This is a genomic window from Haladaptatus salinisoli (genome assembly GCF_020614375.1).
Taxonomy (GTDB): Archaea; Halobacteriota; Halobacteria; order Halobacteriales; family Haladaptataceae; genus Haladaptatus; species Haladaptatus salinisoli.
This window is the reverse complement of sequence record NZ_CP085327.1, coordinates 544096-568329: the sequence shown is the minus strand read 5'-3', so window position 1 is coordinate 568329 and position 24234 is coordinate 544096. Positions and strand designations below refer to the sequence as shown.

26 protein-coding genes and 1 tRNA gene are annotated in these 24234 nt (G+C 66.9%); 10 read left to right on the top strand and 17 right to left on the bottom strand.

Going from position 1 to position 24234, the window contains the following annotated elements:
- Position 1: 1 nt before the first annotated feature.
- The gene (gene cdd, locus LIX00_RS03190; protein WP_227354741.1) at positions 2-388 is read right to left on the bottom strand and encodes a cytidine deaminase; all 387 of its coding nucleotides are present in this window, start codon (positions 386-388) and stop codon (positions 2-4) included.
- A gap of 149 nt (positions 389-537) precedes the next feature.
- On the opposite strand from cdd, the gene LIX00_RS03185 reads away from it, so the two are divergent.
- Positions 538-708 (top strand): hypothetical protein, encoded by a 171-nt coding sequence (locus LIX00_RS03185; RefSeq protein ID WP_227354740.1) that lies wholly within the window; start codon positions 538-540, stop codon positions 706-708.
- Here the strand turns inward: LIX00_RS03185 and LIX00_RS03180 are convergent.
- From LIX00_RS03180 to LIX00_RS03160, 5 genes are all read right to left on the bottom strand, one after another.
- Positions 687-1736 (bottom strand): ABC transporter permease, encoded by a 1050-nt coding sequence (locus tag LIX00_RS03180; RefSeq protein ID WP_227354739.1) that lies wholly within the window; start codon positions 1734-1736, stop codon positions 687-689. The genes LIX00_RS03185 and LIX00_RS03180 overlap by 22 nt on opposite strands.
- Entirely contained in the window at positions 1729-2901 is a 1173-nt protein-coding gene (locus LIX00_RS03175; RefSeq protein ID WP_227354738.1) for an ABC transporter permease, read from the bottom strand. Before LIX00_RS03175 ends, LIX00_RS03180 begins: the two co-directional genes overlap by 8 nt.
- The gene (locus tag LIX00_RS03170; RefSeq protein WP_227354737.1) at positions 2898-4481 is read right to left on the bottom strand and encodes an ABC transporter ATP-binding protein; all 1584 of its coding nucleotides are present in this window, start codon (positions 4479-4481) and stop codon (positions 2898-2900) included. Before LIX00_RS03170 ends, LIX00_RS03175 begins: the two co-directional genes overlap by 4 nt.
- A 141-nt stretch (positions 4482-4622) precedes the next feature.
- Positions 4623-5693: a BMP family lipoprotein gene (locus LIX00_RS03165; RefSeq protein WP_227354736.1), complete on the bottom strand. Its 1071-nt coding sequence runs from the start codon at positions 5691-5693 to the stop codon at positions 4623-4625.
- Positions 5694-5780: 87 nt separating this feature from the next.
- Positions 5781-7142 (bottom strand): phosphohexomutase domain-containing protein, encoded by a 1362-nt coding sequence (locus tag LIX00_RS03160; protein ID WP_227354735.1) that lies wholly within the window; start codon positions 7140-7142, stop codon positions 5781-5783.
- A gap of 91 nt (positions 7143-7233) precedes the next feature.
- Here LIX00_RS03160 and LIX00_RS25925 point away from each other — a divergent pair, with 91 nt between their 5' ends.
- A complete protein-coding gene (locus tag LIX00_RS25925; RefSeq protein WP_255679346.1) occupies positions 7234-7365 on the top strand; it encodes a hypothetical protein in 132 nt (43 codons plus the stop codon).
- Positions 7366-7427: 62 nt separating this feature from the next.
- Here the strand turns inward: LIX00_RS25925 and LIX00_RS03155 are convergent, their stop codons facing one another.
- Positions 7428-7901 (bottom strand): DUF5793 family protein, encoded by a 474-nt coding sequence (locus LIX00_RS03155; RefSeq protein WP_227354734.1) that lies wholly within the window; start codon positions 7899-7901, stop codon positions 7428-7430.
- 246 nt (positions 7902-8147) lie between these two features.
- Here LIX00_RS03155 and LIX00_RS03145 point away from each other — a divergent pair, with 246 nt between their 5' ends.
- The 5 genes from LIX00_RS03145 (at position 8148) to LIX00_RS03125 (ending at position 13281) form a co-directional block, all read left to right on the top strand.
- Complete coding sequence (locus tag LIX00_RS03145; protein ID WP_227354733.1) at positions 8148-9782, top strand: type II/IV secretion system ATPase subunit; 1635 nt, start codon at positions 8148-8150, stop codon at positions 9780-9782.
- Entirely contained in the window at positions 9782-11881 is a 2100-nt protein-coding gene (locus LIX00_RS03140) for a type II secretion system F family protein (RefSeq protein ID WP_227354732.1), read from the top strand. Before LIX00_RS03145 ends, LIX00_RS03140 begins: the two co-directional genes overlap by 1 nt.
- Before the next feature lie 31 nt (positions 11882-11912).
- Positions 11913-12554 carry a class I SAM-dependent methyltransferase gene (locus tag LIX00_RS03135; RefSeq protein WP_227354731.1) on the top strand — a complete coding sequence of 214 codons (642 nt, stop codon included), beginning with the start codon at positions 11913-11915 and terminating at the stop codon, positions 12552-12554.
- A 126-nt stretch (positions 12555-12680) separates the two neighbouring features.
- Positions 12681-12751, top strand: a tRNA-Gly gene (locus tag LIX00_RS03130).
- 77 nt (positions 12752-12828) lie between these two features.
- A complete protein-coding gene (locus LIX00_RS03125; protein ID WP_227354730.1) occupies positions 12829-13281 on the top strand; it encodes a hypothetical protein in 453 nt (150 codons plus the stop codon).
- 31 nt (positions 13282-13312) lie between these two features.
- Here the strand turns inward: LIX00_RS03125 and LIX00_RS03120 are convergent, their stop codons facing one another.
- The 10 genes from LIX00_RS03120 to LIX00_RS03075 all read right to left on the bottom strand — a co-directional run bounded on the left by LIX00_RS03120 (position 13313) and on the right by LIX00_RS03075 (position 20560).
- On the bottom strand, positions 13313-13642 hold the full coding sequence (locus LIX00_RS03120) for a hypothetical protein (RefSeq protein ID WP_227354729.1): 330 nt from the start codon (positions 13640-13642) through the stop codon (positions 13313-13315).
- Positions 13639-16023, bottom strand: a complete 2385-nt coding sequence (locus LIX00_RS03115) for a penicillin acylase family protein (RefSeq protein ID WP_227354728.1) — start codon at positions 16021-16023, stop codon at positions 13639-13641. The genes LIX00_RS03120 and LIX00_RS03115 overlap by 4 nt, the downstream gene beginning before the upstream one ends.
- Positions 16024-16131: 108 nt before the next feature.
- Positions 16132-16533, bottom strand: coding sequence for a carboxymuconolactone decarboxylase family protein (locus LIX00_RS03110; protein WP_227354727.1), 402 nt, complete (start codon positions 16531-16533; stop codon positions 16132-16134).
- 212 nt (positions 16534-16745) lie between these two features.
- Complete coding sequence (locus LIX00_RS03105) at positions 16746-17069, bottom strand: 2Fe-2S iron-sulfur cluster-binding protein (protein ID WP_227354726.1); 324 nt, start codon at positions 17067-17069, stop codon at positions 16746-16748.
- The gene (locus LIX00_RS03100; protein ID WP_227354725.1) at positions 17066-18466 is read right to left on the bottom strand and encodes a selenium-binding family protein; all 1401 of its coding nucleotides are present in this window, start codon (positions 18464-18466) and stop codon (positions 17066-17068) included. The genes LIX00_RS03105 and LIX00_RS03100 overlap by 4 nt, the downstream gene beginning before the upstream one ends.
- 132 nt (positions 18467-18598) lie before the next feature.
- The gene (gene ndk / locus LIX00_RS03095; protein ID WP_227354724.1) at positions 18599-19054 is read right to left on the bottom strand and encodes a nucleoside-diphosphate kinase; all 456 of its coding nucleotides are present in this window, start codon (positions 19052-19054) and stop codon (positions 18599-18601) included.
- A complete protein-coding gene (locus LIX00_RS03090; RefSeq protein WP_227354723.1) occupies positions 19051-19236 on the bottom strand; it encodes a 50S ribosomal protein L24e in 186 nt (61 codons plus the stop codon). Before LIX00_RS03090 ends, ndk begins: the two co-directional genes overlap by 4 nt.
- On the bottom strand, positions 19236-19463 hold the full coding sequence (locus tag LIX00_RS03085) for a 30S ribosomal protein S28e (RefSeq protein ID WP_049970866.1): 228 nt from the start codon (positions 19461-19463) through the stop codon (positions 19236-19238). Before LIX00_RS03085 ends, LIX00_RS03090 begins: the two co-directional genes overlap by 1 nt.
- An 11-nt stretch (positions 19464-19474) precedes the next feature.
- Positions 19475-19837: a 50S ribosomal protein L7Ae gene (rpl7ae, locus tag LIX00_RS03080; RefSeq protein ID WP_227354722.1), complete on the bottom strand. Its 363-nt coding sequence runs from the start codon at positions 19835-19837 to the stop codon at positions 19475-19477.
- 144 nt (positions 19838-19981) lie between these two features.
- A complete protein-coding gene (locus tag LIX00_RS03075; RefSeq protein ID WP_227354721.1) occupies positions 19982-20560 on the bottom strand; it encodes a GNAT family N-acetyltransferase in 579 nt (192 codons plus the stop codon).
- Positions 20561-20703: 143 nt separating this feature from the next.
- Between LIX00_RS03075 and LIX00_RS03070 the strand changes: the two genes are divergently transcribed.
- From LIX00_RS03070 to LIX00_RS03060, 3 genes are all read left to right on the top strand, one after another.
- Positions 20704-21558, top strand: coding sequence for a cytochrome c oxidase subunit 3 (locus LIX00_RS03070; RefSeq protein WP_227354720.1), 855 nt, complete (start codon positions 20704-20706; stop codon positions 21556-21558).
- Positions 21559-21757: 199 nt separating this feature from the next.
- The gene (tmcA, locus tag LIX00_RS03065; protein ID WP_227354719.1) at positions 21758-24043 is read left to right on the top strand and encodes a tRNA(Met) cytidine acetyltransferase TmcA; all 2286 of its coding nucleotides are present in this window, start codon (positions 21758-21760) and stop codon (positions 24041-24043) included.
- A gap of 23 nt (positions 24044-24066) precedes the next feature.
- The gene (locus LIX00_RS03060) at positions 24067-24222 is read left to right on the top strand and encodes a DUF8014 family protein (protein ID WP_227354718.1); all 156 of its coding nucleotides are present in this window, start codon (positions 24067-24069) and stop codon (positions 24220-24222) included.
- The last annotated feature ends 12 nt before the right edge of the window (positions 24223-24234 follow it).

Sequence of the window (24234 nt, the reverse complement as noted above, 5' to 3'; positions counted from 1 at the left end):
CTCAGCCGAGCATCTCCTCCGTGATCGTGTTCGGCAGCAGTTCGCCGAGGCTGTACTCGGTCGCGTCGTCGCCCTCGTCGCAGACGACCGCGAAGTCGTCGCCGCAGAACTCCGCGAGCGTCTGCCGGCACATCCCGCAGGGCGTCACGCCGTCGCGTCGCGCTGAACTCACCGCGATGCGGTCGAACTTCCGGTGGCCTTCCTTTATCGCCTCGGCGATGGCGACCTCCTCCGCGTGGAGCGAGTTGCTGTAGTTCGCGTTCTCGATGTTACAGCCGACGTACACCGTTCCGTCCGCGGTTCGAAGCGCCGCACCGACCGGGTAGTCGGAGTAGGGGACGTGGGCGCGTTCCTGTACCTCGCGTGCTCGCTCGACGAGTTCGTCCATACGGAAGTGGTGCGCGGCGACGGTTCAAATAAAATCCGAAGGTGAATCGAGAAGCGAGGCTTCGAACGACGCGGCCGGTCGCCCCGTCCGCCCATCGAGCGACGTCCGAACGCCGTACGTTTTTATGCGAAAACGGAACCAGACTCGCCGTGCTTCGCACGCTGCTCGTTTCGGTCGTTTTCCGGTCGCTCGTCTTCGAACCCCGGAGCAGGTCGAGACCGCCGACTCCGCTCCGAGAGACGACCGAAACGCGTGACGAAAAGCGACCGCCGATGGCGGCGAACGACCGCCCGCCGCCTCACTCCTCGCCGGATTCGTAGTGTTCGCCCGCGGCGTCCGGCGTGCGCGTTCGTCCGACGAACGTCAGCACGACGATGACGACGACGTACGGAACGAGACGGACGAGGGTCTGCGAGATGTCGAACCCGAGGGTCTGGAGCCGTATCTCCAGCGCCGAGAGCGCCGCGAACAGCAACGACGCGCCGAACGCGCCCAGCGGGTTGTAGTTCCCGAACAGATACGCGGTGATGCCGATCCAGCCCCGCCCATCCACCATCGTCGCGCCGCTGCCGATGAACTGTCCCAGCGAGAGGGACAGTCCGGCACCGCCGATGCCGCAGAGGACCCCCGAGAGCAGGACGCTCGCGTACCGCACCCGCCGCACGTCCACGCCGGCGGTGTCCAGCGCCTGCGGGTTCTCGCCGCTGGCGCGCACCCACCGGCCGAACGGCGTCCCCCGGAGCACGTACCACGACAGCGGTACGGCCACCAGGAGCATGTACACGGTCGGGTTGGCGTTGAAGAACACCGGTCCGATCACCGGTATCTCGACCAGTCCGGGAATCACCCAGTTCGACAGCGACGGGACCGTCTCGCTGGTGGTGCTCCCCCAGATGACCCGACTGGCGAACGGAGCCAGTCCGAGCGCGATGAGCCACACCGCCAGTCCCGCGATGATCTGGTCGGCCTGTAGATCTATGGTGACGATAGCGAACAGGAGCGCGAACAGCGTGCTGACGGCGACCGCCGCCACGAAACCGAGCCACGCGGCCGTCGCCGGCGAGGCGAATCCGGTCGACGCTCCGCTGACGGCGATGCCGGTGAACGCGGCGATGATGAGCAGGCCTTCGAGGCCGATGTTGATGACGCCGCTCTTCTCCGCGAAGATGCCGCCGAGCGCGGCGAAGGCGATGGGGACGGTCACCCGGAGCGACGCGCTGAGGTAGCCGACGTCGATGATACCGATGACCGCCGCGGTCGGACTCGCGGGGAAGAACACTTCCACGACGAGCGCGCCGACCACGAGTAGCGCCGCGAGCGCGACGAGCAGGGCGTGTTTCCTACGCATCGTCGTCACCTCCGTCGTCGCCGTCCGACGGAGACGGTTCGCCACCGTCGGCGGCGACGCGCTCGCGATTCGCGACCCCGAGTCGACCGCCGACCATGCGGAAGAACTCCGGCATGGCGACGAACAAGATGATGAGACCGCGGAGCACGCCGATGAGCTGCGGCGGAACGTCCGTCTGGAAGCCGACCGAGAGACCGCCGCTCTTCAGGACGCCGAACAGAAACGCGGCCGGAATCACCGCAATGGGGTTGTTCCCCGCGAGTATGGAGACCGTGATGCCGTCGAAGCCGAGCGCCGGGGGTTCGATGTATCGGCCTTCGACCATCAGCACGAAGATGGCCCCGGCCACCCCGCCGATGGCTCCCGAGAGCGTCATGCTCGTGACGGCCATCCGCTTCGCGTTCACGCCGGCGTAGGACGCGGCCTCTGGCTGGAGACCGCTGGTTCGCAGGTCGTAGCCGAACGAGGTGTTCTTGAACAGGCGGTGGACGCCGCCCGCGAGCCCCAGCGCCCCGAAGAACACGAGCAGCGAGAAGCTCGAACTCGGGTGGAACACGAGCGGTTTGAACGTCGCGTAACCGGGGACGCTCTCGGTGGCGACCGTCGAACTCACCCGGAAGTAGTTGTTGACGAGGTAGAACGCGATTCCCGTGGCGATGAAGTTGAGCATGATGGTGGTGATGACCTCGTTGGCGTCGGCGTACGCCTTCAGCGCGCCGGGAATCGCCCCGTACACGCCGCCCGTCACCGCTCCGGCCAGGAGCCCGAGCGGGATGAGCACGATGGCACCGACGACACCGCCCGGAACCAGCGGCGCGACGGCGAGGACGGTCAGCGCCGTCGCCAGCGAACCGAGCACGAGCTGTCCCTGCGTGCCGATGTTGAACAGTCCGGCCCGGAACGACACCGCGACCGCCAGCCCGGTGAACAGGAGCAGGGTCATCTGCTGGAGCGTGAGCGCCACGTTGAACGGCGTGCCGACCGCGCCGTAGAACAGGTACACGTACACCAGCAGCGGATTGTAACCGGACGCCGCGAGCAGCACCCCGCCGACCACCAGCGCCGCGAGCAACGCCGCCACGCTCAGTACCAGCCGTTCCAACGCCGACGCGCCGACGAGGCGTTCGAGCGCTGTCGCGGCCCTGCCTCGCAGTCCGTCGCTCATCGAGACTCACCTCCGACGGGCGCGCCGCCGTCCGCGGCGCGCGCGGCCATCCGGGGCACCGAAGCGGGGCGCTCGCCGGCCATCAGCAACCCGAGTTGTTCCTCGCTGACCGTATCGGGGTCTACCACGTCGACCAACTCGCCGTCGTGGACGACGCCCAGCCGGTCGGAGAGCTGCTGCACTTCGTCGAGCTTCGAGGAGACGAGGAGGACGGCTTTGCCGCCCCGTCGAAGCTTCAGCAGGCGGTCGTGGATGAACTCGATGCTGCCGATGTCCACTCCGCGGGTCGGGTGGGAGGCGACGACCAGCGACGGGTCGCGGTTGAACTCCCGACCGACGACGAACTTCTGCTGGTTTCCGCCGGACAGGGAGTGCGCCTCGGCGTCCACGTTACTCGGGCGGACGTCGTACTCCTCGACGAGAGCGTCGGCGTGGCCGCGGGTCGCCTCCCAGTCGATGCCGCCGCGCTTGGCGTAGGGAGGGCTGTGTTGGCTCCCGAGAAGGGCGTTCTCGACCAGATCGAACTCCATGACGAGCCCTCGTTCCTGACGGTCCTCGGGGACGTACGCCATGCCGCGCTCGATGTGTTCCTGGCGCGAGCGCCGGGTCACGTCCTCGCCGTCGAAGACGACGCTGCCGGCGTCGGGCGTGCGCATCCCCGTGATAGCTTCGACCAACTCGTTCTGCCCGTTGCCGTCGACGCCCGCGATGCCGAACACTTCCCCCTCGCGGACGTCGAAGCTCACGTCCGAAACGCGCTCGATTCCCGCCTCGTCGGTGATGCCGAGATTTTCGACCGAGAGGACGACGTCGCCGGGGTTTCCGGGCTCCTTGTCCGCTTCGAGGATGACCTCGCGTCCGACCATCATCTCCGCGAGGTCTTCGCGGGTCGCGGCGGCGGCGTCCACGGTGCCGACGTTCTCGCCGTCTCGAAGGACGGTGATGTCGTCGGCGGCCTGCATCGCCTCGCCGAGTTTGTGCGTGATGAAGATGATGGTCTTCCCCTGGTCGGTCAGTTCGTCGAAGACGGCGAACAGGTCCTCGACTTCCTGCGGGGTGAGCACCGCGGTCGGCTCGTCGAGGATGAGCACGTCGGCGCCGCGGTACAACGCCTTCAGTATCTCCACGCGCTGCTGGACGCCGACGCCGACCGACTCGATGTTCGCGTCGACGTCCACGTCGAAGCCGTACCGTTCGCTCAGTTCGACAACCTGCTCGCGGGCGCGGTCCTGGTCGACCGCCAGTCCGCCCCACTTTCGCGGCTCGTTGCCGAGGACGATGTTCTCGGTGACGGTCATCGGGTCGACGAGCATGAAGTGCTGGTGTATCATTCCGATGCCGGCGTCGATCGCGTCCCGGGGTGATTCGAACGCGCGCGATTCCCCGTCCACCCGAACCGTCCCTTCCTCGGGGCGGTACAGTCCGTAGAGGACGTTCATCAGCGTGGTCTTCCCTGCGCCGTTCTCGCCGAGGAGCGCGTGGACCGTGCCGTTTTCGACGACGAGGTCGACCTCGTCGTTGGCGACGACTCCGGGGAACCGCTTCGTGATTCCGTCGAGATGTACAGTAGGAGTACTCATTAATGTATGACGACGCGGTTACTCCGGTAGTCGACGCGTTCTCCGTCGTCGCTGTCCACCGTCCCCGGCGGTTCGGCGACGGGATGTGCCGACCGTCGTCGGCAACGCCGTCCGGGAATCCGCGTCAGATCGGGTGTGCGATTAGACGTTCTTCGGATCCTTCGGAACCGAGATGTCGCCGTTGATGATGGCCTGCTTGGACTTTTCCAACTTCGAGGTGATCTTCTTCGGGATCTTGCCTGTGAAGCTCTGACCGATGACGGCCTCGACGCCGTCTTTCCCCAGTCCGAGCGAGTGCGTCTGTCCGCCCTCGAAGTTGCCGTTCACGACGTTCTTCACGGAGTTGTAGACGGCCGTGTCAACGTGCTTGACCATGCTGGCGACGATCCAATCCGCGTAGGATTTGGCGCTCTTGGACTGGTCGGAGTCCACGCCGATCGCGTAGCGGCTCTTCTGCTTGGCCGCCTTGAACACGCCGTTTCCGGTTCCGCCGGCGGCGTGGTAGACGACGTCCGCGCCCTCGTCGTACATCGAGAGGGCTATCTCCTTCCCGCGCTGGATGTCGCTCCACGAGCCCGCGTACGCCGACTTGACCTCGATGTCGCTGTCGGCGTGCTTCGCACCGGCCATGAAGCCGGCTTCGAACTTCTTGATGAGCGGGTTCTGCTTCCCTCCGACGAAACCGACCACCTTGTCGCCGTTCGTCGAGCCGCCGCCCTCGCTGAAGTCGCTGGTCGTCAGCAGTCCCGCGAGGTGACCGACCTGGAACGAGCCCTGGTGTTCCTTGAAGACGAAGTTGGAGACGTTCTTCCGCTTGACCTCGCTGTCGACCAGCATGAAGTTCTGCTTCGGGAAGTTCTTCGCGGTCTTCTTCAGCGCGTCGGTCTGTACGAAGCCGATGCAGCAGATGAGTTCGAAGCTGGGACTTTTCTGCGACGCGAACTTGCGCTGGTACGTTTGGAACTGGCTCGCGTCCCCCGGTTCGACCTCCGAGAGGGAGACGTCCATCTCCTTTTTGGTCTTCTGCGCACCCTTGAACGCCATGTCGTTGAACGAGTTGTCGCCCTTGCCGCCGAGGGCGTACACCATGCCGACGTTCGTCGTGTTGCCGCCGGTGCCGGGGACGCCGCCGAGGCACCCCGCGAGGCCGGCGATGCCGAGCGCGCCGCCGGTTTTCACGAGTTGTCGTCGCCGTTTTTCGATGTCCGTCATCTATGTATAGTCCACCCTGATTGTTCCTCATAAACGCTCCGCTTCGCGGCTATAGCGGCGAACAACTGGATTCTAGGGCGTTTCGAGTTACCCTCGAGAATCCGACACAGCTCCCTCGACGACCGCTTCCGCCTCGGCGACCAACCCGTCCACGTCCTCGCTTTCGGCGTAGATTCTGACGTAGGGTTCGGTGCCGCTCGGCCGAACGAGGATCCACGACCCGTCCGGCAGTTCGGCCCGAACGCCGTGCTCGGTTCGCACCGCGGCTTCGGGGAATCGATCCGGAATCGTCGCCTCGATTCGCTCCATCGCTTCCTCCTTCGCGGCGTCGGGACAGTCGACGCTCACCTTTCGATACGGGCGCTCGGTCACCTCGCCCCGAAGCGGTTCGACGCCGCCCGCGTCGGCGACGAGTCGCGCGAGCACCGCCGCGCTCGTGACGCCGTCTATCCAGCCGCCGAACCGCGTGTGGATGTGTTTCCACGGTTCGGCGGCGAACACGACCTCCGTGTCGTCGTCGCCCGCTTCGAGCGTCGACGCGATACCCTCGTGGAGCGCGCCGAGCCGCACGCGCTCGACGCGGCCGCCCGCCGCCCGAACGCGCTCGTCGATGCGGGCCGAGGCGTTCGGCGTCGTCACGACGACCGGGTCGGGCGCGTCGCTCTCTCGGGTGTAGTGCTCCGCCAAGACGGCGACGACGGTGTCCTCGTGGACGAACTCCCCGTCGCCGTTGACGAGGACGATTCGGTCCGCGTCCCCGTCGTGGGCCAGTCCGAACGCGAAGTCGCCGTCCGCGACGAACGATTGGAGGTCGGTGAGCGTCTCCGGCGTCGGCTTGCTCGCGCGTCCGGGGAAGTGCCCGTCCACGTTCGCGTTGAGCGTGACCGCGCGCGCACCCAGCGCGCGAAGCACCTGCGGCGTGGCGAGGCTTCCCATCCCGTTTCCGCAGTCGACGGCGACCCGGAGTCCGTCCAGCGGCGCGCCGTGCGCTCGGGCGTACTCGATGACGGCGTCCCGGTACTCGTCGAGCACGTCTTCGCGGATGCTCGACCCCCACTCGTCCCACGGGAGGGGCGGGTCGTCGTCCGCCACGCGCGATTCCACGTCGCGCTCGGCGGCGCGGTCGTACTCCACCCCGTCGTCGAACAGTTTGATGCCGTTGTCGGTCGGCGGGTTGTGGCTCGCCGTGAGCACGACGCCGCGACGACCGCGCGAAGCGAACGCCAGCGCGGGGGTCGGGAGCATCCCCGCCCGGCGAACGTCCGCACCGGCGCTCTCCAGTCCTGCCTCCATCGCGGCGGCGAGCGCGGCACCGGTTTCGCGCCCGTCCCGGGCGACCACGAACTCCTCGCCCGGCCGTCCCGCGGCGCGACCGACGGCGAGGGCGAGTTCCGGCGTCACTCGCTCGACGACGCTGCCGCGAATACCCGCGGTTCCGAACAGCTTCATACGGAGTCGTTCGTTTCCGGATACTTAGGTTCACTCGATTCTCGGCGCATCCCCCAATAAAAATAAGCGGCTCTCCGGCGTAGGGACTGACATGAACCTGCCAAAGCTGACGACGCCAACCGGCCTGTTCGATTATCTCATCGGACTCCTCATCACCCTGACGGTGCTCTTCGGTCTCTATCTGACCGCGGTGGCGATGGACGTCATCCCCCCGCTGTTATAGCACGCGGGAAGGTTACCGGAGAAAAGGAGGTCGAGTGCCACGGTGCGCGATCCCGCGGCGGTTCACAGTTCGACACCGCTCGGGATGAGACTGTGTTGGCGGAGGAGGTTGCCTTCGCTGTTGTAGATGAGGAACGTCGCCTTCTCGTAGGAAACCACGTGGTCGCCGTTGATGGCGATGTCGACGTGATACCGTCCCTCCGTGTCGTCGGTCTCGGACCCGTACGCGCGAGCGGCTTTGATGAACCGGAGTACGTCCGCCGCTTCCTGATTGAGTTCGAGTATGAAATCGCCGGTCGTGCGGTTCGTCACGCTCACGACGCCGGTCGCGTCGGCGTCGTCGATGCTGGCTTGGAGGCGGAAGGTTACGTCCGTCTCGTCGGCGTCAAGGAGGTCTCCATCGGGTCCCGAGAGTCGTTCGCGGAGCGTCGAAGACGGCCCCTCGAAATCGATGAGTACCGTCGGCTTGCGGGGCGTCCCGTCCGCCTCGACCCAGTCGATGTTTTCGACCTCCAGTGTGAAGTAGTCGCGCCTCATTCCGTATCTCCGCCTACGTTCTCGCGTCTCATGAACGTAACGCCACGCGAACGCAAGGACGGAAGCGATGCGCGCTCGCCGGACGGTCGATGGGCTGACACCTCCGCCGCGCCGAAAAATATTTCGGAATTGAAACTACCCAGCCATTGATTTAAATACTCGTGCTACAAAGGGCGTGACGAAAGCGCGCGTCACGCGCGGAACGGAAATCCCGACCGGGACGCGTCCGAACGCCATCGAAGAGACATGTCGAGCTTGGAGCTAGACGACCTGACCGTCCGCGTCCGCGAGGTCCGGCGAACGATTCGTCGGACCGCCGAGATGCTTCGCGGTTCGACCGTCTCGGTCGGCTACTACGACCCCGCCGCGCACGGTTCGCTCATCTCGTTCGCGGGTGCGCCGGGCTACCGGGAAGTGGAACGCTACTGGGTGAACGCGCCGTTCGCGTTCGTCACCATCTACCACGACCCGGACGCGAACGAACACCTGTACTACGTGGTCGAACCCGAACTGGACGAGTTCGAAGCCGATCTGCTCGACCGCCTCTTCTCCGATTTGCGCGAGTCGCTCATCTACCGGCGCGAGATGGGCGGTAACACCGCCGAAGACGTCCTCCGCGACGAACTGCGCGAACTGCTGGAGGTGTACGGCGTCGACGTCGACGCCGCCGGCTACTACCGCCTCTTCTACTACCTCTTCCGGGCGTTCCGCGGCTTCGGCAAACTCGACCCGCTCATGCACGACCCGCACATCGAGGACGTCTCCTGCGACGGGTACGACCTCCCCATCTTCGTCTACCACGACGAGTACAACGACATCGAGACGAACGTCGCCTACGCGGAGGACGAACTCGACAGCCTCGTCGTCCGACTCGCCCAGCAGTCGGGACAACACGTCAGCGTCGGGGAGCCGGTCGTCGAGGCCACCCTCCCGGACGGGAGTCGCACGGAACTCGCCCTCGGGAAGGAGGTGACGCCGCGCGGGTCGGCGTTCACCATCCGGAAGTACGCCGACGAACCGTTCACGCCGGTCGACTTGGTGAACTACGGGACGTTCTCGCTCGACCAGATGGCCTACCTCTGGTTGGCCATCGAGAACAACAAATCGCTCATCTTCGCGGGCGGGACGGCGTCCGGAAAGACCACGTCGATGAACGCCATCTCGATGTTCATCCCCCCGCGCTCGAAGGTGCTCACCATCGAGGACACGCGGGAACTGACGCTGTACCACGACAACTGGCTCTCGTCGGTGACCCGCGACCGACCGGACGAAGGGACGGACATCACGATGTACGACCTGCTCCGCTCCGCGCTCCGCCACCGCCCCGAGTACATCGCGGTGGGCGAGGTTCGCGGGCGGGAGGCGATGACGCTGTTTCAGGCGATGAACACGGGACACACGACCTACTCCACGATGCACGCCGACAGCGTCCAGACGGTCATCAACCGGCTGGAGAACGAGCCGATCAACGTGCCGCGGGCGATGATTCAGTCCCTCGACATCCTCTCCATCCAGACGCTCACCTACGTCGGCGACGAGCGCGTCCGCCGGAATCGGACGGTCGCCGAAATTAACGGCATCGACCAGCGGACCGGCGACCTCGATTACACGACCGCGTTCGAGCGGGACGCCGCGACCGACGCCGTTCGCAGGCGCGACAGCGACGTGCTGAGCGATATTCAGGAGAACCACGGCTGGTCGCGTTCGCGGCTCCTCTCCGAACTTCGCGACCGAAAGCTCGTCCTCCAGTACCTCCGCGAGAACGGCGTGACGGACTATCGCCGGTTCACCGCGATGATAAACGAGTACTACGCCGACCCCGACCGGGTGGTCGAGACGGTCGAGCGAACCACCGACGCCGAGGTTTCGGAGTTCGACTGATGGGACTGCTGAACTACGTTCCGCTCGTCCTCGCGCTCCTCCTGCTCGCGCCCGTCGTCCTGTCGCCCGTCAGCAGGACTGCCTACCGAACCGTCACGCGCGTCGCGTTGCAGGTGTTCGGAACCTACGTCCAAGCCAGCGGGAGACGACGCTCGAAACGAAGCGACCACCTCCGGGCGGCTCACGTCGGCGAGACGTACCGGCTGTACGCTTCGAAGACGTGGATGTACGCCGCGCTCGCGGCGGTGGCGGGGAGCGTCCTCGGCGTCTACCTCGTCGGACTGGTGCTGGCCGTGTTGTCGGTGTCGCCCGAGACGCTCCGCGGGACGCTCCCGGCGCGGCTCGGCTTCCTCTCGAACGTCCTCGCAGTCCCCACCCTCTCCGCGGGCGAACTGTTCGTCCTCCTGCTGTTCAGCAGCGCGACGGTCGGACTGCTCGGGGGTGCGACAACCTACTGGCTCCGCTGGGAGACGCTGTCGCACCGCGGGAGCGCCCGGGCGAGACGGATAGACGCCAGCCTCGCGCGAACCGTCGCGTTCGTCTTCGCCCTCTCCCGAAGCGGGATGGCGTTTCCCGAGATAATGCGAACCTTGGCGCGCAATCGGGACGTGTACGGCGAGGCCGCGGAGGAGGTCGCGGTCGGCGTGAAGGCGATGGATCTGTTCGGCCTCGACGTGCTGACGGCCATCCGCCAGATGTCGCGCCAGTCGCCGAGCGAGAAGTTCGAGGAGTTCGGCGAGAACCTCGCGAGCGTGCTCCAGAGCGGCCAGAGCCTCCCGGGGTACCTCCGCGAGCAGTACGAACGCTACCAGCGGGACGCGAAGGCCGAGCAGGAGGCGTTTCTCGAACTGCTGGCGACGCTGGCCGAGGGGTACGTCTCGCTGTTCGTCGTCGGCCCCCTCCTGTTCATCACCATCCTCGTCGTCGTCGGACTGATGGGCGTCGCGGACACGCTCTCGTTCCTCCAGCTGATGACGTACCTGCTCGTCCCGCTCGGCAACGTCGGATTCGTCGTCTACCTCGACAGCATCACGGAATCGCTGCGCATCAGCCGGGACGAACGCGCGCCGGTCGAGAGCGGCTCGCACGACGTTCGCCGAGCGAGCGACCCGGACGCGGGGCGAGCCGTGGGCGACGGCGGGGTCGCGACGAACGCCGAGCGACTGGCGGCGTTCGACCGGTTCAGGAGCGTGCGGAGCGCCCTCGCGGACCCCCTCCGAACCGTGCGCGAGCGACCGGTCGCGGTGCTCTATCTGACGATTCCGCTCGCGGCTCTGTTCGTTCTCGTTCGCCTCGGTCCCGAAGTCGCGGCGGGAACCGCCACGCTCGCGTCGGCGGACGACGCGGTGGCGCAGGCCGCACTGTTCGTGTTGGCGACGTTCGCCGCCGTCCGGGAGCTCAAGCGACGGCGGCTCGCCGCCATCGAGGCCGCGGTTCCGGACCTGCTCGACCGGCTCGCCAGCGTCAACGAGGCGGGGATGACCGTCGTCGAGAGTTTCGGTCGCGTCGCCGACAGCGACCTCGGCGTGCTGAACGCGGAACTGGGGCGCACGTGGCGCGACATCGAGTGGGGAACCGACGCGGCGACGGCGCTCCGGCGATTGGAAGACCGAATCGACACGCCGACCGTCACGCGCGTCGTGACGCTCGTGACGAACGCGATGCACGCGAGCGGCGACATCGGAAGCGTGCTCCGTATCGCGGCGGACGAGGCGCAGGCCAGTCGGCGGCTGAAGCGCCAGCGCCGACAGGAGATGATGACCTACCTCGTCATCATCTACCTCTCGTTCTTCGTCTTCCTGTTCATCGTCGCGTCGCTCTCCGGCATCCTCGTTCCCGCGCTGGAGAACTTGCCGTCCGCGGACGCGGCCGGGAGCGGACCGGTCGGTCTCGGCGGCGTCGGCGACGTCGGGGCGGTCGACATCGACGCCTACACCCTCGTTTTCTTCCACACCGCGCTGGTGCAGGCGCTCTTCTCGGGGCTCGTCGCGGGGAAGATGGGCGAGGGGAGCGCGAAAGACGGCGCGAAACACGCGACGGTCATGTTCGCCGTCGCCTACGTCGTCTTCCTCGCGCTCGACCACTTCGTTCACCCGTAGGACATTTGGCGTCCGGCGCGAGAGTTCGGGTATGGAACCGACCGGCCGCGACGTCAGGGCGACCTACGACCGCATCGCGGCCCACTTCGCCCGAACTCGGGAGCACGCGTGGCCCGAAGTCGAGTCGTTCCTCGACGGTCGGGAGGCGGACACCGCGCTCGACCTCGGCTGCGGCAACGGACGCCACGCGGAGCTACTCGCCTCGCGCGCTCGGCGCGTCGTGGGAGCGGACGCGAGCGGGGGACTGCTCGCGGAAGCGCGAACCCGCGCCCGAGAGCGCGCGTTCGAGGTCGAGTTGGTGCAGTGCGACGCGGCGCGCCTGCCCTTCGCGGACGACTCCGTCGACCTCGCGGTGTACGTAGCGACGCTCCACCACCTCCCCACCCGCGAGGCCCGCCTCGACAGCCTGAACGAGTTGGCGCGGGTGCTCGGCCGGGATGGCGTCGCGCTGGTGAGCGCGTGGAGCACGGCGCACGACCGGTTCGACCGCGAGGAGGGGTTCGATACGACCGTCGATTGGACCCTCCCCGGCGGCGAGACGGTGCCGCGGTTCTATCACATCTACTCGCCCGAGGAGTTCCGCGAGGACGTGGCGGAGAGCGCGCTGGTTCCGGACGACGTGTCCGTGTCCAGCGGGAACTGCTACGCCGAAGTCCGCGGGCGAAAACAGTAACACCCTTAAGCCGTCGCCCACAATCCGGAGATACACTCGTATTCGCCGCACCACGAATCGCACCGGTGTCTCACTGAACGAAGTGAAGCGAGGCTCGGTGCGCGGTGCGAGCGAAGTGAGCACCGCGCACCGGTGGTCTAGTGGCAGGACCTGAGCCTTCCAAGCTCATGGCACGGGTTCAAATCCCGTCCGGTGCACTACTCCTGCGAGGGATCGGAGACCGTCCGCAGTTCCCACCGAACCGCTTTGTCCCGTCGCACCGCTAGTTCTCCCGATGGATTCCGACGGCGTCTCGCCGGTTCGCTTCGTCGCCGCCCAGCTAGCGGTCGTCGTCGCGGTGATTCACCTCTCGCTGGGCGCGCTGAACTGGACCCGGTGGATGATGGCCGGATTTCTCGTTCCGCGCGACCTCCGGTGGCCGCTGTTCGTCGTCTCCGGACTGGCGATGGTCGTCGGATTGTTCCTCGCCGCGGCGGGAGCACCGCGTCGACCGCTGTACGCCGGCGGAATCGTCCTCGTGCTCGCGTACCTCGTCGGCTACTTCGGGTGGCACGCCGGCGGACACCGGCCGCTGTTCCTGTTCGGCCCCGGTACCCAGCACGCCGGCCCGCTATTGCCGTTTCTCCTCGACCACCTCCTCGCCGGTCCGGTGGAGTTCGTCACCGTCGTTTCGGAAGTATCGCTGCTCGTGCTGTTGGCGTACCTGCTCGTCGCGGAGTCGGTGTGAGTCCTATCGCGGGTCGTCGAAGCGAGCGCGTTCAGACCAGCGCCCGCGCCAGTCCGCCGACGGCACCCGCGACGAGCGGAATCGCCGCGGTCAGCGCGGTGATTCGACCCATCTCGACCGCGGGAACGAGCGCCCCGCGGAGCGCGAGCAGTCCCGCGAAAACCAGCAGCGCCAGCGCGCCGAATCCGAGTCCGGCCAGAACGCCGCGCTTCGGGTCCGCGGTCGGGAGACTCACGAGGACGCCGCCGACCAGCAGGCCGAGCCAGTGAAGCCACGCGAGGGCGAGGCCGAGGAGCGCTCCGAGGCCGACCAGCGTCCAGCGCCGAGCGCCGTCCCCCCGAAACTCGCCGAGTCGGCTCATCGCTTCTCACCTTCGAACGTGACGGCCACGTCGCCGCGAATCTCGCGCGTCATCGGTTTGTACTCGGCGTTCGCCCACGCCCGCAGTTGGTCGTCGTAGTGCTCGGAGAAGTAATCGCCCGAGTTGCCGCCCGGCAGAATCGCCGCCGATTCGCCGCCCATCGGGCAGATCATCCGCCAACTGCTTCCGACGGCGTCCTCGACCCGGAAGTTGTTCACGGTGTGACTCGACCCGTCGGTCGGCAGGCGGGGGTAGTTCAGGAACGACTGGTCGAACGGGTGCGCGATGGCGCGGCTGGTGTTGTAATCGCCGTACGTCTCGTATTCCCCCTCCTCGATTCGCCGAACGGCGGTTCGGAGCGCCCGAACCATCGCCGCGCTCCGGCCCTCGCTCCCGAACCATCGTTTCCCCCGGAGGCGGGCGAGCACCCAGTCGCGGGGGTAGTAGCTCTCGTCCAACCCCGCCCGCTCGAACTCGTCGCCCAGCGTCTCCTCGCGAAAGGCGTCGAACCAGTGAGCGAACAGCAGGGCACCCTTCGAGTCGCGGCGCATCCGGAAATCCCACCGGGAGAGCGTCTCCACCGCCGAGCGAACCCCGTCTTTTCCGCGCGCCGCGCCGAGCAGTTCCGGCACCAACCGCTCGGCGCGCTTGTCCAGCGCGTCGTCCTGAACGGCTTTCATCGTCGCGGCGTCCATCCCAGAACCGGACGCCGCCGCCGCGTCGAGCAGTTCGTAGATTCGCTGCCCCCGGTAGGGGCTGGAGTACGCCTCCGCGAGGTACGGGTCGTCGGTGACGCGCTGGTTCGCGGTGGCGAGGAGGTCGGGGTCGACGACGTGGGGCTTCTCCTCGAACGGAACGAACCCCTCCCACGACGAGACGCCGAAGGGTTCGAAGCCCGTCCACTCGGCCTCCCCGGCGGAGCCGTCGAAGATTCGGTCGCCCCGCACCCGCTCTCCGTCCGCGGTTCGCATCGGAATCCGACCGGTGACGTAGTAGAGCGTGTTTCCGTCGCGGTCCGCGTACACGAGGTTCTGCGTCGGGAGGTCGAACCGCCGGATCGCCGCGAGCAGGTCGTCCACCCCCTCGCTCCTGCCGTATCGGTGAACGGCCAGCGTCGTCTCCGTCGCGGTGTGGCCCGTCCACGCGACGCCGACGCGGTGGCCCTCGCGCTCGAGCATCGGCCCGTGAACCGTCTTTCGAACCGTCACTTCGCGGTTCTCGCCGTCCGCCACCTCGATCTCCCGCGTCTCGGCGTCGAACTCGCGCCACCCTCCCCGGTAGCGATAGCGCCCGCCCCGCGTCTCGTACTCGTAGAAGTCGATGACGTCAGCCCCGGTGTTCGTGAACCCCCACGCCCCGGCGCGGTTCTCGCCGATGACGACGAACGGGACGCCGGGGAAGGTGACGCCTCGAACTCTCGTCTCCCCCGCGCGGAGGTTCATCTCGTACCAGACCGGCGGGGCCATCAGGCTCAGGTGCGGGTCGTTCGCCACGATGGGCTTCCCGCTCTTCGTGTGTTTCCCGGAGACGACCCAACTGTTCGACCCGATTCCGCGGCCGCGCTCGAACTCGCCCGCCCAGTCGAGCAGCGGCGTTCCGACCGCACCCCTCGGCGGTTCGTACCGGTCCGCCTCGTCGCCCGCGCTCTCGTTCTCCCGCCCGCTCCGTCCTCCGTTTCGGTCGCCGTCGTTCCGGATGATGGGCGAATCGTGGTCGAGACGCGCCGGGTAGAGATCGCGCGCGGCCCGCGGGCCGAGTTTCTCGGCGACCGTCGCGCGTCGGAGCGTCAGAAAGCTCCCCGTCAGGTTCCACGATATCTGTTTCTCCATCAGCATCGTGTCCGCGGGCGTCCACGGCGCGGGTTCGTACTCCAGCAGCGCGAACTCCAGCGGAAGCGATTCGTTTTCGACGTGCGCGTTGACGCCCTCGGAGAACGCCCGGACGAGTTCTCCGGTGTCGGTGTCGGAGACGTGGTTCCACGTCACTTCCGCCGCGCCCGCGAAGTCCATCTGCACGTGAAACTCGTCGCTCGAAAGCGCCGCCTCGCCGACCACCGCGGACACCTGTCCGCGCATCAGTCGGCGCTGGAGGTCGAGTTGAAACAGTCGGTCGCGGGCCTGCGCGTACCCCACCGCGAAGTAGAGCGCCCGCTCGTCGTCCGCCGTGACGTTCGGCACGCCGTCCCCGTCGTAGCGGAGTTTCGCCGCTCCGTAGGGGCTTTCGACGCGACGGTCGGTGCGGTCGGTCGCGCCGTCCCACGCCGTTCCGCTGAGGGGGGCGAATCGTCGGAGGTAGCTCCGAATGGGCGAGAGCGACCCGCCGACGGCGCTTCCGCCGAGAATCGCCCCGACGAGCGCCCGGCGAGTGATATCCGTGTCCATACGAAAACCTGTGCGCCGCTCGATATAAAATGACTGTCGACTGGTCGGCCTCGGTCGGCTCGACCGCTACGAGCGATTCGCGAACGGACTGACGGACGAGCCGCCGGGTCAGTCGGCTCCCGCCGCGGCCCGTTGTTCTTCGACGTGTTCGACGATTTCGGTCGTTTCGTCGACGAACTCGTCCACGTCGACCTCCGCCCCGTGGAGAATCGTCGAGAAGTACTGCGTCGTGCTGGCGAGGTTGACGGCCTCCGCGAGTTCGTCCTCCGTGACGTCCTCCATCCGCGCGTCTTCCTTGTGGAAGTGGATGCAGTACGGGCACTTGATGGCGGCCGCCACGCCGACTCCGATGAGCGCCTTCTCCCGCGCGGACAGGTCCGTCTCCCCGAATTCGAGGTCCCGGACGAGTTCCCAACTCTGGTCGCTCGCCGGTTCCGCGAGGTTCTCCACCCACGTCGGAACCTGCCCGAGGTACTCCTCTATTTCCTCCCGTGTTTCGGTCGATACCATGTTCTTTTCCCCCTTCGAGTCCCCGGACGCGTCCCTGACTCCCCGTACCGCCGTCGTCGTCACGCCGGGAACTCGTCTATAAAATACAACGTCCGGAGTAATGAGAGTCGCCTGATGAAGTCTGATAGTACGGAGTATAGCGTTAGCGTCGCCGTCCGCGAATCCTTCCGTCGCGAAGCCGGTCGTGAAACTCGCCGCGGTCAAGGTCGGCGCTACTTCCACGGGTTCTCGACCAGTTCTTTCTGCACGTCGACGCCGACTTCGATTCGGCAGTCCGCCCTCGCTCGTGCGATACAGAGCAGGACGTACCCCTCGTCCAGAAATCGCGGTTTCAGCGCACTCGGCGGTCGCGCGTGTTCGATTCGCCCGTCGAGCAGTCGACCGGTGCAGGTGGCGCACGCGCCGATTCGACACCCGAAGGGGAGACCGATTTCCGCCCGCTCCGCGGCTTCGAGTATCGATTCCTCGCCGTCGGTGCGGACGGATTCGTTCCGGCCGTCGCGCCGGACGAGTTCGACGTCGTGGCGGCGGCTCACTGCCACACGTCGCTCGTGCAGTCGCCGTCCGGCCACCGTATTTCGTGCGCCCTCGCCGGACCGTTCGGCATCTCGCCGAAGTCCACGAGGAAGTCCTCGTCGAGGGTCATCGTCCCCTTCCGCGGGTTCACGTCGGCCTTGAGCATCACGGAGCCCTTCTCGCCCTCCTCCGGATAGAACTGGTTGTCCCACGTGGAGAACAGCGAGGTCGTCCAGTAGAGTCGCTCGCCGTCGAGGGACAATTGGAGCATCTGCGGGCCCGCGATGACGGGACGGTCGTTCTCGCCGGTCGGATGGCGCGGGCCGAACAGCCCTCCGGCCCACACGCGGTCGGCGAGTCGCGGGTTCTTCGGGTCGCTCACGTCGTACATCCGCACGTCGCCGTGGAGCCAGTTCCCGAAGAACAGGTAGCGGTCGTCCATCGAGACGACGAGGTCGGTGATGAGCCCCGGCACTGGCATGTCCCAGTCCTCGTGCTCGCGCGGTTCGACGTCGATGACCTTCTCGGCGCGCCACTCGTCGTCGTCCTCGTAGAAGTGGAACAGGTTCGAGGAGAGCGCCGCACCCACGTAGCCGTGGACGGCCTCGGGGCTGTGGAGGAATCGGACTTCCAGCGGAATCAACCCCTCCTCTCCGAGGTCGATGGTCTGCTCGACGGTCCGGTTCGTCCAGTCCCAGACGTGGATTTCGTGGCCGTACTTGCCTGCCTCCACATCCTCCAGGTCGAAGCCGGGGTAGTACGTTTTCGGCGCGGCCCACTCGCTCGACACCATCACGTTGTGCCGGGGCTGGTACCAGAAGTCGTAGTTCATATCGATCTCGCCCGGCGCGTCCCACCGCCCCTCGATCTCGAAGTCGTCGTTCAGTTCGAGGAAGCCGCCCGGCAGGTCGCCGTCCTCGTTTCCGAGCATCGAGATGAGAATCTCGCCGTCGGGGATGCAGTGGACGGTGTGCGGCGCCGAGAGGTCGTACTCGTGCACCTCCTCCGGTTCGATGACTTTGACGATCTCCGGATTCTCTCGGTCTTTCGTGTCCACGATGTGTAGCCGCGATGATCGCTGGCCCGGAACGACGAGGTGGCGGCGCTCCAGGCCCCCGACGTGGCAGGACGACGAACAGGCGTTCCAACCGAAGTGGTGGAGTTCGTCGCCCTTGTTCGGCATCTCCACGCGGTCGACGACCTGACAGTACGTCTCGGAGTCCGGGTCGACGTCCACGATCGACAGGAAATCCGGCGCGTCCACGTCGGTGCCGACGTACAGCGACATCACGTAGGCGATCTTCTCGCGTTCGGCCTGCTCGATGGCCGCCTGCGGCGTGGCGTACCCCGGTCCCTCCACGTCGTGGTGTTCGTGGTGTTCGTGCGCTCCGCTTTCGGATGATTCAGTGTCGCTCACGGGTTCTCCCTCGACCGTGTGGTTAGATACCGATTGTCGTGATGGGGCGCGTAGCGGCAAATTTTGCCTCTAATTGACGATGGCCTCGGCCGTCGTATCGGAAAGAACGAAAAATCGGTCTTCGGTGGTCGGTTACTCGTACAGCCACTCGTTGTCGACTCGTTCGTAGTCGACCAACTCGTCCTCGTCGAAGAACAGCGAAATCTCGCGCTCGTTGGAGCCTTTCTCGGTGTCCGAACCGTGGACGACGTTCCGACCCAGGTCGAGTCCGAAGTCGCCGCGAATCGTTCCCGGCGCGGACTCGGCGGGGTCGGTCTCGCCCATCATCGTTCGGACTTGGGCGACCGCGTCCTGCCCCTCCCAGACCATCGCGAAGACCGGTCCGGAGGTGATGAAGTCCACGAGGCCCTCGAAGAAGGGCTTGCCCTCGTGTTCGCCGTAGTGTTCCTCGGCGAGTTCCCGGTCAATCTGCGTGAACTTCCCGCCGACGAGCTTCAGACCGCGGTCCTCGAATCGGGAGACGATCTCCCCGATGAGGCCGCGCTGGACGCCGTCGGGCTTGACCATCACGAAGGTTCGCTCGCTCATTCTCCACCACCGCTACCTTCCTCGGTCCACTCGAGGTCGCGGGGTTCGCGCCCGAGGTCGGCGTTCTTCTCGCACTTCGCCGAGCAGTAGTGGATGGTCGTTCCGTCCGTGCGGACGAACATCGTTCCCGTGCCGGGTTCGATGTCGCCGCCGCAGTAGTCGCACTCTCGCGTCTGTGGCATTATTGTCCTCCGATGGAGTCCGCCTCGCGTGCGGTTTCGCGCAACTGAAGCACGTCGCCCTCGCGAACGGGGCCGAGACAGTTGCGCGTGATGATGCGCCCTTGGTTCTCGCCCTCTCGGATGCGGCACTTGACCTGCATGGCCTCGCCGTGCATTCCGGTCTTGCCGACGATTTCGATGACCTCGGCGGAGGTGGAGTCCTCCTGTCCGGTCTCTTCAGCACTCATCGTCTACCACCTCACCGCAGTTCCTCGACCTTCGAGGCGATGTCGTCCACGTCCTCGCCGGCCTCGCCCGCATCGACGATGGCCGCGGCGGCGCTGCCGACTTCCAGTCCGGCGGCGTGACCGACGTCGTCCTGCGTGTCGACGAAGACGAAGGGGATTCCCTTCTCGTCGGCGAGCTCGGGCAGGTGCATGACGATTTCCTCGGGCTGGACGTCCTCGGCGACGTAGATGAGGGACGCGTTCCCTCGTTCGACCGCCTTGGTCGTCTCGTTCGTTCCTTTCTTTACGCTTCCCGTGTCCCGCGCGACTTCGAGCGCCTCGAGCGCTCGGTCTTGGAGGTCGGCCGGGACGTCGTAGTTGACGTATACTGGCATGGGTTGTTCACCTCCCCGTGCGTTGGCTCAGGCTCCCCTGCCAGATGAATCCTGTATGGCTAGGAGCATCATCAACCCCGCACGGGTTGTACCCTTCAGTAGAATATGCCCCCATAAAAACGCTTTCAAATAGACGACGGAATGCTACGCTAGCGCACGCCGCCGAGTCGGGCGATTTCGATTCCGCTCACCGGTCGCGCGACGAGTTCCTCGCGCAGAAGACCGTAGAGCGACACGTCGCGGTACTCGCCGCGCAGGAAGACGTGTTCCCGGAGTCGCCCCTCCTCTTCGAATCCGTAGTCGTTTCAGGAGCGCGTGCGACGCCTCGTCGAAATTCACGACCCTAGCGACGACCCGGTGGAGGCCTCGGGTGTCGAAGGCGTAGTCCAACAGGAGCGACACCGCCTCCGTGGCGTACCCCTCCCCGCGTTCGTCGCGGTCGAGCCAGTAGGCGATTTCGCCGCGGTCGGCTTCGACCCGAAACAGGTTCGCCTCGCCGACCGGTTCGCCGTCGACGCAGACGACGAAGTTCGAATCGCCGCTGTCCGCCGAGACCGTGTTCTCGTAGAACTCCTCGACCTGTTCGCGGGTCTGCGGTTCGGTGAACGTCATCGGGATACGGAGTTCGGGGTCGGTTCGCACTCGCTGCAGGAGGTCGAGGTCCTCCCGCTCGGTCACGCGGAGTTCGACGCGGTCGCCTTCCGGAAAGACGGGGCCGAGCATACCGGAGGCGAGACGGATGGGTGACAAAAACGTTTCACTTCCGTCGCGGCAAATTACCGACCGGAACGACTCCGACGAATACGAATGAGGGTTTTGTCGGTTCGGCCCGTACTTCGAGCTATGAATGGGGAGGTGCGGAGACCGTGAGCGGGGGAGAAGTGGAGGAGCGAGAGCACAGCCACCACCCGGCGACGGAGGACTGGCCGCGGGGCTTCGGCGAAGCGTCCTGGTGGCCCTTCGTCTCGGCGGTCGGTGCGACGGGACTGTACACCGGAGCGGCCCTGTACGTGATGAGTCAGGGCGGGAACGGCACCGTCGCGCCGATATACGGCCCCGCCGTCTTCGTCGCGGGGACGGTCGTGTTCCTCGTCGGCGTCTACGGCTGGCTCTATCACGGCTTCGTCGACCACTACTGGAGTCGCGAGGCGGCGGGAGGGACGAAACTCCGGTGGGCGATGATACTGTTTCTCGGAACCGAGGTGGCGACGTTCGGCGCGGGGTTCGTCTACTACTTCTTCATCAGAACGGGCGCCTGGCCGCCGAGCGGACAGACCATCCCACCCCTGTTGAACTCGCTCGTCCTCGTCAACACGCTCATCCTCGTCACCAGCAGTTTCACCCTCCACTTCGCACACACCTCGCTGTTGAGCGGAAAGCGACGCCGGTTCGTCGGCCTCCTCGCACTGACGGTCGCGCTGTCCGTCGTCTTCCTCGGCGGGCAGATATTCGAATACTACGAGTTCATCACCCACGAGGGCTTCACGCTCACGTCCGGCGTCTTCGGAAGCGCCTTCTTCGGCCTGACCGGCCTGCACGGCCTGCACGTCACGCTCGGCGTCGTCTTGATGACGATTCTGCTGGCGCGCGCGCTACTCGGTCAGTACGACGCCGAGCGAGACACCTCGGTCTCGACGGTGTCGATGTACTGGCACTTCGTGGACGCCGTCTGGCTCTTCCTCGTCGTCTCCATCTACGCCGGAGCGACGCTCGCCGGGTGACCGACCGAGCGTCCCCGACCGGTTCGAGATACCGCCACCTCCAGAAAGCATTTAACTAATGACGATGTCGCCGTAAGTGGCGAGGTCCCCGCGAAACGCGAGCGGGTCTGGCGCCATCACCCGACCCCACCTCGCCACGACTCCTGACCTTCTCACACCGAAGAGAAACATCCTTGCGACGCCCTTTCTAACACCGAGTATGGACGTAGCGTCGGTGGCGACGGCCCTGCGAGAGGAGGCCCGACGGTCGAACGAGCGTCGGTTGCTCGTCCTCGCGGGCGACCGAAGCGAGGGGGACGCCGCCGCCCGCCGCGCCCTCGACGCGGCGGGGATTCCCCGGGCGGAAACGGTACAGGTCGGACCCCGGCGCGCGCTCGACTGCGAGCGGGTCGCGCAGCGCCGCGCCGGAACCTTGCTCGGAACGACCCGCGAGGCGGTCGTCTTCGACGCGCACGGCGAGCTCCGGCCGAACGCGCTGGGGCGGGTCGTCGGCGCGGTCGACGGCGGCGGCCTGTTCGTCCTGCTCGCGCCGCCGCTCGACTCGTGGCCAGCGCGGCGGGACGAGTTCGACGAGACGCTCGCGGTGCCGCCGTTCGACGTCGAGGACGTAACCGGAAACTTCCGGCGACGCTTCGTCGCCACGCTCCGCGCGCATCCCGGCGTCGCCATCGTCGACGTTGACTCGGGAACGACCGAGAAAGACGGGCTGACGCACCCCGCACCGAGGCTGCGACCGCGGGGGCGCGACCTTTCGCGCCGCGATTTCCCGCGGATCGCCTACGAAACGTGTCTCACCGACGATCAGCGAACGGCGGTGCGTGCCTTCGAGGATCTTCGAAGACGGGGACGGAACGAACGCGAAGAACGCAGCGAGCGCGACGAGGACGACGAACGCGAGCGGGCGGTCGTCGTGGAGGCCGACCGCGGCCGGGGGAAATCGAGCGCCGCCGGAATCGCGGCGGGCTGTTTCGCCGCGGACGGCGACGACGTGCTCGTGACGGCTCGGAGCTATCGAAGCGCCCGCGAGGTGTTCGCCCGCGCCGGCGAAGTGCTCGACTCGCTGGGCGAACTCGCCGGGACCGACGGCGACCCGCCCGCGCGAATCTCGTCGGAGTCGGGCGGCGTCGTGCGGTTCGAGAGACCGACCGCGGCGGTCGAAGCCGACGCCGACGTGGTGCTGGTGGACGAAGCCGCCGCGCTCTCGGTTCGCCTGCTGGAACGGTTCTTGGCGTTCCCACGCGTCGCGTTCGCGACGACCGTCCACGGCTACGAAGGCGCGGGACGGGGCTTCTCGGTGCGGTTCCGGGACCGACTCGCCGAGAGCGGCCACGACGTGACCGACGCGAGCATGGTCGAACCGATTCGCTACGCGCCGGGCGACCCGGTGGAAGTGTGGGCGTTCCGCGCGCTCGCGCTCGACGCCCGCCCCGCGGTCGAACCGCTCGCGGCGGACGCGACCCCTTCGGAGGTCGAGTACCGAGCGCTCGGCCCGGGCGAGTTGCTCGCGGACGAGAACCTGCTGCGCGAGACGTTCGGCCTGCTCGTCCTCGCGCACTACCGAACCGAACCGGCCGATCTCGCGCGACTGCTGGACGCGCCGAACGTCGCGGTGCGGGCGCTCTCGCTGGACGGCCACGTCGTCAGCGTCGCCCTGCTCGCCCGCGAGGGAAATCTCCCCGCCGACGTGCGCGAGCACATGTACGACGGCGGGCGGGTGAAGGGCAACATGCTCCCGGACGTGCTCACGACGCAACTCCGGGACTTCGACGCGGGGGTCCCGGAGGGGATGCGCGTCATGCGAATCGCCACCCACCACGCCGTCCGGTCGTCGGGCCTCGGGTCGCGCCTGCTCGGCGAGATTCGGCGGGAGTTCTCGCACCTCGACTGGCTCGGCACGGGGTTCGGAGCGACCCCCGAACTGCTCCGATTCTGGCGCGAGAACGGTTACCGCACCGTCCAGCTATCGACCACGCGCAACGACGCCAGCGGGGAGTACTCGGCGCTGATGATGGCCCCCCTCTCCGACGCGGGCCGCGACCTGTACGACCGCCACGCCCGGCGGTTCGCGGGGCGAATCGCGTCGGTGCTCTCGGACGCGCTCGGCGACGTGGAATCGGACGTGGTGCGGGAGGCTCTGCGCGCCACCGAGACGCCCGTCTCGCCCGCGCTCACCGACTGGGAGTGGCGACTGGTCGCCGCCAGCGCCTACGGTCCGGGGCAGTTCGACCACGGCCCGGCCCCCTTCCGGCGACTGGTCGTGAAACACTTCGTGGACCCGGCCGACGCCGACGCGCTCTCGCCCGAGCAGGAACGCCTGCTGGTGCGGAAGGTGTTGCAGGCCCGCAGGTGGCCCGCCGTCGCGGACGAACTCGGCTTCCACTCGCCCGGAGAGGCCATGCGCGCGCTGGGAAGGGCGTTTCAACCGCTCGTCGACCGCTACGGGAACGCCGCGGCGCGGGAGGAGGTCGAGCGGTACACCGATTAGGGACGAACCCCTCCCTCCGGGCGATGGAGTGCGCCGAGAACGACTGCGAGAACGAGGCGGCGGTTCGGTTGCACGTCCCGTGGGCCGAGAATCGGGAGGTCTGCACCGCTCACGCGAGGGTGCTGGCCCGGCAGGACGGCGTCGTGGCCGAACCGCTGGAGGACGTCGAGTGGCGGTGAGCGGTCGAAAAA